Here is a 13,419-nt window from a genome sequence, read left to right as displayed (position 1 = left end):
AGTAAGCCATGAATGAAATTAACATTATAGCTATGAAAACGGAAAGAGAGGCACAACGGGTCAGTCAGTTTTTCCTTTCGGAGCAATCGTTTGACGATCAGCGTCATACACCCGGAGAGATGGAACACTTTCGCAATAAGCCTCTGGAAAGCTTGGGACTGCAAACACATCAGCATTGGTATGTGGAAAACGAGGAAGGTGAAATCGTTGGTGCCATAAGCGTCACCGAAAATGAGCATAAAACAGGTGGGTATTTGTGGGATTACATTGTGGTACGTAAAGATTACAGAAAGCGCGGGATTGCAAATAGGCTCTATGAAACACTTTTGGAATTTGTGAAGTCGCAGAAAGGGCGTTATATACTAACCTATACCTGTGACTTGGAGGAGTACAGCACGATTCGGCGAATTTTTCATGAGCGGGGTTTTAAGCACATAGGCAGTTACCCTGATTATTATTATGAGGGCGAGGGCCGGATGGCCTTTTTGAAAAAGCTTTAGTTGGCGTCAACCCAGACAAATGCGCTCGTTCTTGCAGGACAGCGGAGCCGTTTATCCTCGGCGGGATATTTTACATAGACAGGACTTGATGGTTGTTATGAGTACGATAATTCGATTGCTTGGGCTGCGTGCGGAGGACTTGCGTAAGCTGTGGGTTATGCTTCCGGTGTTTTATTGCGGCGGTATTGCTGAGCTGCTCAATTATACAGCGTTTATGGCTCTGTTTAATCAACGGTTCGGAGTGCAGTTTTTACCATTCGTCTATATTGCGGAAGCGATAATTATGCCTTTGGAGGGCTGGTTATTGGCAAAGCTGGCGGAAAAGCTGCCAAAAGCCAAGCTGATGCGAACGTTGTATGTTATGATGACAGGCTTGCTGCTGATCAATGGGTTCATTCTCTTGGGATTCAAGCTGGGGGAAATTGACTATAGGTATTATTATCCGATTTTATTTATTTGTTCCAACTTCGTTGTGCGCCAGCTGACCTTGCTGTTATGGAGCACAGCGTTTGACTTGTGCCCGACACAGCAAGCCAAACGTGTGATGCCTATCTTTGTTGGCGCTGCGATGGTGGGCGGTATTACAGCCGGTTTTATTGCTCAGCAGGTCACACACTATTGGGGAACGGAAGCGGTATACTTACTTTCTCCTTGCTTTTTGCTGCTGGGATTATGGAATTTCCGCAAAGCGATCGCACAATATTTGGCCCCGCTTACGATTAAAAACGAAGTCAGATCGGGTGCATTGGAGACGGCTGCGGCATTGGACCCTGGTGCAACGTCAGGAACTTATATTAGGCAGATGGTGCGCAATCCGTTTCTGATCTGTGCTGTGGCACTCATGACCTTGATGCCTGCCTTATACTTTTTGATGGAGTACCAGTATTTCACCACAACGCAGCAAGCTTATCCCAATGAACGTGACTTAACAGCTTATTACGGTATGATTATTACGATTCAATTCACGGTCGCCCTCCTGCTGCAAACCTTCGTTGGAAGATTGATGAACTGGTTGGGTGCAAGCAATATGCTGCTGGGGATCGCAATAGTGTTTATTGGCGGATTCGGAATTTCCGCTTTATTCCTTGACACTCCCCTCGGGCTTGCTGCTGTGTCAGGAGCTTACGCGATTTTTTATATTCTGCTGTATTATACGGCGGAGCCTTGCTATCAATTGTTTTTCAAAATGCTGCCGATTTCGCAACGAGATGGAGTTCGTTATGTAGCTCAGGGTATAGCCGCTTCCGGAGGTATTTTGCTTGGGGCGCTGCTGTCCTTGCTCCATTCGGAGGGTGTGCTGGAGATTCAGCTGCAAGCGATTATCGGGGTCGCCCTTGCTGCATTGTTGGTAGTCGTAGCTTGGTTCGGACGTAATTTGTACATTAAAGAGTTGGTCAGAAGTGTTCAGTCGTTCCACACCGATTTGTCCGATATGGCGGCCTCCTTTCTCGGGGGGATGCGCAATACCAAAGTGCTTCAGGGGGTGCTTGAACATCTCGACGACCCTAACGATCACGTCCGTGAATTGGCGTTGGAGATGATCAGCAAGGCGAAGGATTCCTCGTTCCTCCCTCGGCTTGTCGAGTTAATCCGCGATAAGAATCCGCGTATCCGCATTGCAGCTTTGCGTGCGATGAACCTGCAGGGAGCTACACTTCAGGAGCTCGTTCAGGTGGCTTCGTTCCTCGAAGACGAGGAGCCTGGCGTACGTGTGGAATGCGTCAAGCTAATTGCGAAGGCTGAGCATCTAAAAAGCCAATCGCATTATTTTATCCGCATGAAGCTTCTGGATTCTCATCCTCAGGTGGTAGCAGAAGGGATTAGAGCAATCTATGCGCTGCAGAGCGAGGAAAGCTATCCGGCCTGTGATGAGGCGATTATTAAGCTGCTGGATACCGGCGGTGAGTGGGCGGTTTATGGCTGTGGCGTTATAGCTGATTTGAAGCTCTATTCGTACACGGATTGGGTCCTGTCGCTTCTGGATGACCATCGACCTGCAGTCAAGGTGGCGGCGGTTCATTGCTTAGGTAAGCTGAAGCATGATGCATCCATTGGATCCTTATTATTAATGTATCCTAGAGCGGATCAGGAGCTGCGCAAAACAATCGTTCAAGGCTTGATCGATATGGGTAGTATTGGAATCGCAGCTCTGATGGAGGGCCTTCAAAACCCTCATCCGCTCATATGGGATGCTTGCGTGGCTGCTCTCTCGGAGTTGCTTCCAGAATCGCAGATCCGGCAGATTCTAGTGGAGTCGTGCGTGAAGCGGATGCAGGACTCAAGCAGGGAGAAGGAGCTATCCTCTGCCATTGGCGCGTTAGGTATAGAAGGTCTGGCCGATTTGGCAGGTCAGCGCTATAAGGAAATTCGGATCGCGCTATGCGATGCGGCATGGTCGGTTCTGTCGAAGCTCGCGGATGAGCGTGTAGTAGCCACTGTGCGGGAAACGGTACAGGATGAGAATGAAGAGATTCGCGAGAACGGTTTGGAAGTGCTGGCTGAAGGACTCGGTGACCGAAAGCTTGCTTACGCGCTTCTAGATATGCTGAGGAACGGCAACGAGGCCGAGGCAGATGCGCTAGAGGATCCAAGGGTCGTACTGGAGCAGGCTTGTCATTGGTCGGATGATTGGCTGCGAAGTATTGCGGCACATGCTTTAGACAGAGAGGTGCAAGACGAGATGGCGAATGATCAGAAGCTGTTGTCGATGCTGGATAAAGTTATTTTTCTTAAGCAGGTATCCTTATTCTCTGACGTATCGGTCGACGAGCTTGGACTTATTGCAGGCATTACTCAGGAGGAAGTGTACCCCGATCAGACCTTTTTGCTGCGGCAAGGGGAGACCAACTCGAGTATGCATTTGATTATCGAAGGCAACGTGGAGCTGAGCAGTGTTTCCTCTAACGGCTTGGAGAGCACGCTCGGCGTTCTGGGCCCCAAGCAGGCAATTGGCGATACAACGGCGTTGGATCAGGCCAAATCTTCTATTACTGCGCAAGTGATATTCGATGAAGTTCGGGTGCTTTCATTACGCGGGGATAATTTAGAGAGATTGGTTCGTTTGTATCCGGAGATTGGCATCGGCCTATTGCATGCTTCGAGTGCCCGGGTGCGTCTGCTCGAATCGATGCTGACCAAGATGGGATAACGGTAATGTGAAGCGGGGAGGGATCGCATGAACAAGCAAGTCAGTATGGAGCTGAGAAATGATCTGGCGGAGCTTATTCGGCTGCGAGATTGGTTTATCGAATGGTCAGGGCCCTTGTCTATCGATCCGAAAATGTTATTTCATTTGAATCTTGTCTGCGATGAGCTAATTACGAATACAATTTTATATGGGTATGGGGCTGTTGAAGAGCCTGAGGAGCATATAATTGAAGTTCACTTGACTGTAGATGGGGATGATATTGAGCTGTTGATCACAGATGACGGTATTGCTTTTGATCCATTGTCCCTGGCAGCAGCTGATATAACATTGGGTATAGATGAACGGGCGATTGGCGGTCTGGGGATTCATTTTGTAAGAGAAGTGATGGATGAGGTTGTATATGAGCGGATTGGGGAAAGAAATACGATTCGTTTGAGAAAAATAGGGCAGCGGCCCTTAGAGACGGAGGGGACAGCATGAATGTAATGGAACGAATAGTTAACGGTGTTGTGGTGCTGGATATTCAAGGGAGGCTGGATGCCAATACATCGGGAATCCTCGAAGCCTGTTTTCTTAAGATGATTGAACAGGGGAATACCCGATTTGTTTTTGGGCTGGCTCAGCTGGACTATGTGAGTAGTGCGGGGCTGCGTATTCTGCTTGTTGCAGCCAAAAAATTAAAAGCATTGAAGGGCAGCTTGGCTCTGGCACAAATGACCGATAATGTAAAAGAAGTATTTGATATATCGGGGTTCAGCACTATTTTTACGATTTATGGGACAGAGGCTGAAGCGCTGAGCGCAATTGGATAATACGGAATAGTGGGAGCCGGGAGGCAGGTGAAGGAAGATGGGCGATATTCCATTAGGGTGGTTGTTGGCAGTCGTGCTCTTGCTGCTCGTTGTGGCGGCTGTGGAATGGAAGCGGCGTGAGGCAACGACGGAGCTGCGGAGGACGCATCAGTTATTTGAAGTCAGCCTAGAGATCAACTCGACAATTCTTAAGCAGGACCTGCTGAAAAAGATTATGGATACAGCTTCCCTGGTAACCGATGCTGAGGCATCCTCTGTTATATTGGTCGACCCTGAAACGGGAGAGTTATTTTTCGAGGTTGCACTTGGGGAAAAAGGCGATGAAATCCGCGAAATTCGTCTGACCATGGGGGAAGGGATTGCCGGATGGGTGGCACAAACAGGAGAATCGGTGAAGATAGATGATGCATCTCGCGACTCGCGCTGGTCTTCGAAGGTAGCCAATCGTGTGGACTATCCCACGCGAAGCTTGATGTGCGTGCCCGTAACAAGCAAGGGAGCCATCATTGGCGTGCTGCAGGTGTTGAACAAACGGAATGGCAAGCATTTCAGCGACAAGGATCTGAGACTGCTGCAGTCTATTGCTTCGCCAACGGCGGTTTCCTTGGAAAATGCCATGCTGTACGATGCTTTGGAGAAATCGCTCAGGGCTCTAAGCGATACGGTCGCGGCCAAGGAACGAATGGAGAGCGAGCTGAGAATTGCACGCGATATCCAGATGGGTTTCTTGCCTCGCGGGGTGTCATCAAGGAGATCCGTTCCTATTCAGATGGGCGGATTAGGGGAGCTTCAGGCGGAAGAGCTTGACGTAGAAGCGGTAGCGGCTGGTGAAGTGTCCTTATTGTCAGAGGAGCAGCAAGAAATTCCGGCTAAGGTCCGTTCCGTTATCCGTCCCGCTCGCGAGGTGGGCGGTGATTTCTATGATTACTTTACACTGGACAACTCGAAGCTTTTCTTCACATTAGGGGACGTATCGGACAAAGGGATTCCTGCGGCGCTCTTTATGGCTGTAACGATGACGCTCATCAAAGGAAAGATGACGCCGGACATGACGCCGGGGCAGCTGCTGACCGAGGTCAATAATGAACTGTACAAGGATGAGTCAGCGATGTTCGCGACGATTTTTTGCGGGGTATTGGACATGCAAACCGGGAAGCTTGAGTATAGTGACGGCGGACACTGTACGCCTTATATAATCCGAAGCAACGGAGCTGTCGAACCGCTTAGAGGAATCAAGGGCGTACCGCTTGGCGTAATGGATGATCGGATATATGCCGACAATACGGTTATGCTCGAAGCGGGTGAGACCATTGTCCTGTATACGGACGGAATCACCGAAGCTGAGGATTCACAGCTTCGGCAGTACGGTACAGCGAGATTATACGATGTATTAGGCGGTAAGCTTGCAGCGGAAGGCGAATCTGGTCTTTCTGTACAAGAACTAATGGAGCGGATTTTGAACGATGTCGACCAGTTTACGAATGGAGCATTGCAATCCGATGATATCGCGATGCTTTTAATAGAACATAATCGGATTGGATAGGAAGATATGGAGCAGAGAATGATTTTCTCCGTTTGGGATATTCTGCCTATCAACAATATGATATATTAGTAATACTAGATTACGAGATGCGAAGTATTGTTTGATATAAGTTTATCCAGGAGGTACAGCATGCCCATCCATCAATCACGACAAAATGGCAAATCATCCGCTATGGCTAATGTACAGAGAAGAGCGAACGCAGCAAAGTCTGCTTCCAACGCGATTCATTCACCACATAATGGGCAGCAACTAACCGCCGCTAGTATGATGAATTTGCAAGGAACCATCGGTAACCGTGGTGTACAGAGAATGATCTCCGGTTCGCAGGACCATAGTGTTGGCAGCCGATTTCCGATTCAAACGAAGATGGCCGTTGGACCTGTAGGCGATAAGTACGAGCAGGAAGCGGATAAGGTAGCTAGCCAGGTCGTGCAGCAGCTGCAAACGAAGCCGGCAACGGATTCGGTTCAGCGAATGGAGCAGTCGGAGGAAGAATCCGAAGAGCTGCAAATGAAACCGGCCGAGTCGATTCAGCGAATGGAGCTTCCGGAGGAAGAGTCGGAAGAGCTGCAAATGAAACCGGCGGTCGAGTCGATTCAGCGAATGGAGCTTCCGGAGGAAGAGTCGGAAGAGCTGCAAATGAAGCCAGCGGCAGAGACGATTCAGCGAATGGAGCTTCCGGAGGAAGAATCGGAAGAGCTGCAAATGAAGCCGGCGGCAGAGACGATTCAGCGAATGGAGCTTCCGGAGGAAGAGTCGGAAGAGCTGCAAATGAAGCCGGCGGCAGAGACGATTCAGCGAATGGAGCTTCCTGAGGAAGAGTCGGAAGAGCTGCAAATGAAGCCGGCGGCAGAGTCAATTCAGCGAATGGAGCTTCCGGAGGAAGAATCGGAAGAGCTGCAAATGAAGCCGGCGGCAGAGACGATTCAGCGAATGGAGCTTCCGGAGGAAGAGTCGGAAGAGCTGCAAATGAAGCCGGCGGCAGAGACGATTCAGCGAATGGAGCTTCCGGAGGAAGAGTCGGAAGAGCTGCAAATGAAGCCGGCGACAGATTCGATTCAGCGAATGGAGCTTCCGGAGGAAGAATCGGAAGAGCTGCAAATGAAGCCAGAGGCTGGAGGCGGGTTCGATGTGACACCTTCGGTTGAGCAGCGCATACAAGCCAAAAGCGGAGCAGGTTCGCAAATGGATTCGAAGACGAGATCCGGTATGGAGCAAGCAATGGGGGCTGATTTTAGTGATGTTTCCATTCATAATGATGCGGAATCGGGTAAACTTAATGAGGAAATTGGGGCACAAGCTTTCACACAGGGGAATGATGTATTTTTCTCCAACGGGAAATACGATCCATCCAGTCCTCAAGGACAAGAGCTGTTGGCCCATGAATTAACTCATGTGGTGCAGCAGCGAGGCAAATAGTTTTTTTAGTTCGTTGAACGGGATAAAGTAAAGAGACATCTTACGAGGCTCATGCCTCAGAGATGTCTCTTTTTGCTGTGCTGAACCTCTTTCTGACAGAGGAGAATTGATGCAATTAGAATCTAGTTTTGACGAAAAAAAGTTGTAGGCTGTGACTGAGGCTGTACTTGCGAAGCCTGGACAAAGCTGTTCATTTGCTGAATTACTTGCTCTACATGTTGTTGTGTCTCGAGTAGACGGCGTTTTTGAGCATCCAGTTGAATGTCAATTTGAGATTGCGCTTGCTGCAGATCCTGCTGCACTTGCATTAACTGCTGTTGGGCTTGCCGCACATTTTGTGTAAACGTGCTTAAACCTGAAGCGTTCAATGCTTGTTGGGCTTGTTGAGCCTGTTGGAATTGCATCATCTGTTGGTCCTGCTGGAATTGCTGATAGGATGGATAGGTGGAAGACATTACTTTAAAACCTCCTGATGGATGTTATGTAATTGCGCTTCAAAAACCCTTTTATGTGCCAACTTTATTAACTTGTGAAAAACATGCGATCTTTATGCACGCTCTTGCTGCTCTATGTACATAAATGGAGAAATAGAGGGAAATATGCCATCCATTCACATGCTTTTTAAAGTGCAGCGCGGGAAACGATATAGTATCATATCTTGCTTTTATTACAAAAAACAGAAATAACAAACTATTAATTAGTATATTGTTTAAAGTAAGTCGATGTGATATTATAAGCAAATATGAAGCATAATTAAAGGAGCGAACCTCAATGAATACAACCAAACTTGGACTAACTGCTGAAGAAGTTATTCTTTCGAGGCATTCCGTACGTAAATATCAACGTGATGTTAAGATACCGGATGCTGAGTGGAATGAAATATTAGAGCTGGCTTTTAGTGCTCCATCTTCTTGGAATTTGCAGCATTGGCGGTTTCTTGTAGTAAAGGAGCAAGCTAATAAGGACAAACTGCTGCCTATAACGTATAATCAGCAGCAAACCTCCGATGCGTCAGTTGTTGTCGTAGTACTTGGAGATCTTCAAGCCAACCTTGTAGCTCCAGACGTTTATGAGAAAGCTACACCTGAAATTCGTGATATGATGATTGGTCAAATCAATGGTGCTTACGAGAATAATCCACAGATTGGGCGCGATGAAGCCATCCGTAATGCTTCATTTGCTGCTATGCAATTGATGTTGGCTGCCAAAGCCAAAGGTTATGATAGTGTACCTATGGGCGGTTATAATGCAGAGGCGCTAATCAAGGAATTGAACATTCCAGAACGATATATCCCTGTGGTGGTTATTCCAATCGGGAAGGCGCTAGTTGAAGGCCGCGCAACGGATCGTTTGCCACTTAATCATCAGGTTATTGAAGAGAGCTTCTAAGCTTTAAGCATAAAAATCGGAACCGCTGCTCATATTACTGTTAATGCGATAGGTAAAGGAGCGTGCGGCGTGGTACAGAAAGATACAAATCAAGAAAAAATCGGCAGCACTGATAGTGAACAACAGAATGAAGCTGTTATGAGTCGAGCACAATTTAATGCCGCTAACGAGAAGTTGATCGAGGATCAATTGCAAATAAGTGAAGATAAGTTGTTTGATTATGTTCCTGGTGAAGAAAAGTAAATCATTAAGAAGCTTGCTCGAAATTGAGTAAGCTTCTTTTTCTTTGCCTAGAGAACTTAAAAGCAAGGTTAAAAGTGGTAATAAAAATATGTTGCCATTGCCTTCTCCCGAAAACCTGCATCTATACAACCTTTGGGCCGGTATATCCCTAAGCCTTATAAAATTCATGCAAATGTGCATTTATTTCCTTCATTCATAGCTGAACCAGAGCGTTTTCCATGGAAATTGATGTACTTTTGCAGGTTTGTTCTCTCTACAGCTACTTCGGTAGAAAATAACTGTATGTTGTTCGCAGGATTTTGTAAGGACCAGTGATGGACGGAGGAGGGTCAAGCTCTGATTTTAAAGTTGAGCCATAATTAAGTGACCTATGTAATGGTGAGCCAGTTGGCTATGTCGAATTTTTACGTAAAACGTTTTGTTGATCCAGCAGAGCAATGAATTCCTTAGCCGCCGGGGAAAGATGTTTGCTCCGATGATAGATGTAACTGATTCCTCTTCGAAAGGTTATCCCTTTTATTGGAATCTCAACGAGCAAGCCGTGTTTGGTTTCCTGTTTGATTGCAAAGTTGGAAACAATAGATACTCCGAGCCCATGAATGACCCCTTGCTTGATAGCCTCCAGATTGCTTATCTCCATATAGTTGGGTGGAGTAAACCCGTTTTCGGCAAATTTGGCTTCCAAAAAGGTCCGCGTAGCCGATTTATTAGGTTTTAAAATCAACGTTTCATTAGCCAATTCCTCTAAGGTGCACTCTTCCTCCTTTTGGGCCAGCCGATGCTCGGGGCTTACGATTAGAACAAGCTCATCCTGGTAAAAGGTTGTGGCTTGAAAACGAGCTTGATCAATAGCTATTCTATCGGACACAACCAGGAACTCCACTTTGTTGGACTCCAGCATATGGATCAAATGATTGGAGGATGTAATATTCATGTTGATTTTAATGCCGGGATGTTTCTTGGTAAAGTCACTGAGGATTGCAGGCAGCAGATACACCCCGACAAAATTGCTCGCTCCGAAGGATAAGGTTCCGAAAGCCAAGCTCTCGAGCTGCTTAATATGCTCTTTAGAAGAATGAACCAGATTAATAATTTGCTCCGCGTAGGGCTTGAAATGATTTCCTTGATTGGTTAAGTACAGTTTTTTTCCTATACGGTCAAAAAGCGGAACCCCAAGCTCCTCCTCCAAACTTTGGATTTGCATGCTGACAGCGGGCTGCGAGCAATAAAGCTGCTCCGCTGCTTCGGTGAAGTTCAAGCACTCCGACAAGGTAATAAAGGTTTGCAGCTTGGTTAGATTCATTTCCGCCATCCTTTTCGTAAAATTAAAACTATAATGTTTTCTTATTATAATCCAATTTAAATCAAATTGTTTAATAATATTACCGAAGATATAATGAAAATGCAAATGAAAATGAGGGATGCTGAAAGGGAGAAAGTGATGTTTACAAATTGGAAACTGGGTACCAAGTTGTTTGCTTTGTATGTCATCGCATTCCTGGCATTAACCTTGTCAACCGGATTGGCTTTATTGACGATGGGGAATGTCTCCGGGCAATTGATTCAAATTTTGTACGTGGAAAGTTATCAAATAAGCTCCCTTATTCTACGTGCAGATAAAGATTTATATCAACAGCTGCTAAACCAAAGAACCATCGTTCTTACGGAAATGCCTGAAGAAGAATACAACAAGCAAATGCAGCATTACAAAAGCAATCTGATCAATATTCGCAATCGCATGCTGGAGGGAAAGGAAATATTCGAGAAAAGCCGCGCGAAATACGAAGGCATTCTTACTGAGAAGACCCGGAAGAACGTTTTCGATAATTTGGACGATTTTTTTCGGCAGTTCGATCATTGGCAAAATCAGACGACAGGTTTGGTGGAAAAGGTGCCTACGGTGCCGATCAAGGACCGGCAAAAGATTTTGAATGAAATCGTAACCTACGATGTTCAATTTGAGGAAGCACGGAATACGCTCAAAGAAATTCGTTACCTCATGGATTCAATAGCCAAAGAAGAGGTGGACAATGCGCATCAAATAACCAGAGAAGCACGAATTACCGTTCTCCTTATAGCCTTGATCCTCTTTCTTGCAGTTTTTTTATTGGGATGGTACGTGATTCGTTATATGGTCAGATCAATTAATCAAATTGTACACGTATCCGACCTTGTTTCCAAAGGGAGGCTGGCTGTTGAACGTATCGAGGTTAAGAACAATGATGAAATTGGTCTGCTGGCTCAATCCGTCAATACCATGACAGATAACCTTCGTCAGTTGATCCATAATGCAAGTGAGACCGCAGAGATGGTTGCCGCTTCGTCGGAGCAGCTGCTCGCCGCTGTTGAAGAAGGAGAGTTCACGGCGGACAAAATCCGGGAAGGCTCAAGAATGGTTTCAGAGGGGAGCAAGCGGCAGAATGAAATGGTTACCCATACTTTTGAAGCTATTAAATACATGTCCGAAGGTATGTCTGCTATAGAAGGTAAGGGTCAGACCGTTGCACGTTCGTCGGAAGAAGCTCTTGTGGCTTCACAGGATGGCTGCATATCGGCACAAAATGTCGTCAATCAAATGAAGGAAACCAATGATGCGGTTAATAAGACATCGTCGATCATTCTTCAACTGGGGGAGCGCTCGGAGGAAATCAGTAAGATCATCCATACCATTAACGAGATAGCCACCCAAACGAAGCTGTTGGCGCTCAATGCTGCCATTGAGGCTGCCAGAGCTGGAGAACACGGCAAAGGTTTTGCAGTAGTGGCGGAAGAAGTGAAGAGGTTAGCAGAAAGATCAGGGGAATCTACGATAATCGTTGCAGATGTTATTACGGATATTCGCAGTCATACTCAACATGCGATACAAGCCATGAAGCTGGCCGCTGAAAAGGTGCACTTGGGCCTTGTAAAGTCTGAACAAGTGATAGTTGTCTTAGAGATGATTCAGGCAAAAACGACGAACGTAACGGAAAATGTGAATGGCATGTATGAAAGTTTAGAGCATATGAAACGTGAAAGCGTTAACATATTGCGAGCAACAGAGGAGGTGAGCAGAGTTGTCGATGATAATACCCAATCCAGTCTTGATAACGATATGCGGATTAACCAACAGGTTTCATCTGTAAGGGAAATATCCGTATCCGCCAGATCGTTATCAGAAGTCGCCGAAAGAATGGATCAGCTGTTAAATAAATTTAGCAAATAATATTCAGTTTGGAGATGAGCTGTTTGCAATGTGGGGTTGGTATAAGCGGGACGGGGAGAATCGGGCGATTATTAATTAGAAAAATATTATCAGATAATACCCATCCTATTCATTTGAAGGCAATTAACACGTCATATCCTACTCATATAATCGCACATTTATTGAAATATGATTCCGTGCATAGGACATGGGAGGCCGACATCGAGACAGGAGAGAACTATTTGCTCATTAACGGTCAACGGTTAGAAGTGACGTCCGAGAGGAATCCGGAACTTATTCCGTGGAAAGACTTGGGGGTCGACTTGGCGGTTGACGCAACAGGTAAGTTTAATGATCGTAAGGGGGCGCAAAAGCATCTTCTTGGCGGGGCATCCGCCGTACTGCTAACCGCACCGGGGGAACAGGTGGATTTAACTATAGTTATGGGAGTAAATCAACAAGACTATGATCCTATGAAACATATTTTACTCTCTGCCGCTTCCTGCACTACCAATTGTTTGGTACCTGTATTAAGTATATTGGATCGGTCGTTTCACGTGAACCACGCCTGGGTGACTACTATTCATTCTTATACGAATGACCAAAGACATCTGGATAATCCTCACCAGGATTTGCGCCGTGCGCGTGCCTGCACACAATCCATTGTTCCAACCAGTACTGGCGTAGGAAATGCTCTGAGGGATGTTATGCCCCGCCTTGCTCCTGTAGTCCACGGTTTATCGATAAGGGTTCCTACACCGGATGTGTCACTGGTCGATTTGACGGTTGGTGTAAGCCGGCGGGTATCGCAGGCTGATGTACGAAATGCGCTGCAGTCAGCGGTAAAAGGGGACCTTAGCAGGTATGTTGAATATACCGAAGCCCCGTTAGTTTCGATAGATTTTATAGGATGTGAAAAATCTGCGGTCATCGATGGTCTGTCTTTAGCAGTTCGAGATGATCAAATTAAACTTCTCGCTTGGTATGACAATGAATGGGGATATGTCAGCAGAGTGATGGATATTTTAAGCATGGTTATTAATAAAAAACAGGAAGTGTTTAATAAATATGGATAATTACAAAAATTCATCAATAATGTTGGGAGTCATTTTGTGTAAGTACTGCGGAAGTGAAATCGCTACGGTAGATACGGAAAAAGTGACTATATTTTATAGCGACTG

Annotated in this window: 12 protein-coding genes; 10 read left to right on the top strand and 2 right to left on the bottom strand. The window is 46.3% G+C overall.

Annotated features, from left to right (window positions below):
* Positions 1-8 precede the first annotated feature (8 nt).
* The 6 genes from ACFQ0C_RS08340 (at position 9) to ACFQ0C_RS08315 (ending at position 7,422) form a co-directional block, all read left to right on the top strand.
* Entirely contained in the window at positions 9-500 is a 492-nt protein-coding gene (locus ACFQ0C_RS08340; RefSeq protein WP_379365754.1) for a GNAT family N-acetyltransferase, read from the top strand.
* A gap of 97 nt (positions 501-597) precedes the next feature.
* The gene (locus ACFQ0C_RS08335) at positions 598-3,648 is read left to right on the top strand and encodes a HEAT repeat domain-containing protein (RefSeq protein ID WP_379365752.1); all 3,051 of its coding nucleotides are present in this window, start codon (positions 598-600) and stop codon (positions 3,646-3,648) included.
* 27 nt (positions 3,649-3,675) lie between these two features.
* A complete protein-coding gene (locus tag ACFQ0C_RS08330; protein WP_379365750.1) occupies positions 3,676-4,128 on the top strand; it encodes an ATP-binding protein in 453 nt (150 codons plus the stop codon).
* A complete protein-coding gene (locus tag ACFQ0C_RS08325) occupies positions 4,125-4,460 on the top strand; it encodes an STAS domain-containing protein (RefSeq protein WP_379365748.1) in 336 nt (111 codons plus the stop codon). Before ACFQ0C_RS08330 ends, ACFQ0C_RS08325 begins: the two co-directional genes overlap by 4 nt.
* 37 nt (positions 4,461-4,497) lie before the next feature.
* Entirely contained in the window at positions 4,498-6,003 is a 1,506-nt protein-coding gene (locus ACFQ0C_RS08320; RefSeq protein ID WP_379365746.1) for a PP2C family protein-serine/threonine phosphatase, read from the top strand.
* A gap of 129 nt (positions 6,004-6,132) precedes the next feature.
* Positions 6,133-7,422, top strand: coding sequence for an eCIS core domain-containing protein (locus ACFQ0C_RS08315; protein ID WP_379365744.1), 1,290 nt, complete (start codon positions 6,133-6,135; stop codon positions 7,420-7,422).
* A 122-nt stretch (positions 7,423-7,544) separates the two neighbouring features.
* Here the strand turns inward: ACFQ0C_RS08315 and ACFQ0C_RS08310 are convergent, their stop codons facing one another.
* Positions 7,545-7,877: a hypothetical protein gene (locus tag ACFQ0C_RS08310; protein ID WP_379365742.1), complete on the bottom strand. Its 333-nt coding sequence runs from the start codon at positions 7,875-7,877 to the stop codon at positions 7,545-7,547.
* A gap of 316 nt (positions 7,878-8,193) precedes the next feature.
* Between ACFQ0C_RS08310 and ACFQ0C_RS08305 the strand changes: the two genes are divergently transcribed.
* Entirely contained in the window at positions 8,194-8,811 is a 618-nt protein-coding gene (locus ACFQ0C_RS08305; protein WP_379365740.1) for a nitroreductase family protein, read from the top strand.
* A gap of 69 nt (positions 8,812-8,880) precedes the next feature.
* Positions 8,881-9,054: a hypothetical protein gene (locus ACFQ0C_RS08300; protein WP_379365738.1), complete on the top strand. Its 174-nt coding sequence runs from the start codon at positions 8,881-8,883 to the stop codon at positions 9,052-9,054.
* Positions 9,055-9,445: 391 nt separating this feature from the next.
* Here ACFQ0C_RS08300 and ACFQ0C_RS08295 read toward each other — a convergent pair whose 3' ends face one another.
* Positions 9,446-10,357: a LysR family transcriptional regulator gene (locus tag ACFQ0C_RS08295; protein ID WP_379365736.1), complete on the bottom strand. Its 912-nt coding sequence runs from the start codon at positions 10,355-10,357 to the stop codon at positions 9,446-9,448.
* 138 nt (positions 10,358-10,495) lie between these two features.
* On the opposite strand from ACFQ0C_RS08295, the gene ACFQ0C_RS08290 reads away from it, so the two are divergent.
* Together ACFQ0C_RS08290 and gap are read left to right on the top strand one after the other, a co-directional pair.
* Positions 10,496-12,259 carry a methyl-accepting chemotaxis protein gene (locus ACFQ0C_RS08290; protein ID WP_379365733.1) on the top strand — a complete coding sequence of 588 codons (1,764 nt, stop codon included), beginning with the start codon at positions 10,496-10,498 and terminating at the stop codon, positions 12,257-12,259.
* Positions 12,260-12,273: 14 nt separating this feature from the next.
* A complete protein-coding gene (gene gap, locus ACFQ0C_RS08285) occupies positions 12,274-13,314 on the top strand; it encodes a type I glyceraldehyde-3-phosphate dehydrogenase (RefSeq protein WP_379365731.1) in 1,041 nt (346 codons plus the stop codon).
* The last annotated feature ends 105 nt before the right edge of the window (positions 13,315-13,419 follow it).

This window comes from Paenibacillus sp. GCM10027630 (genome assembly GCF_042676305.1).
GTDB lineage: Bacteria > Bacillota > Bacilli > Paenibacillales > NBRC-103111 > Paenibacillus_S.
Note: the sequence above shows the minus strand (reverse complement) of the source record. Positions and strands in the feature narration are given on the sequence as shown.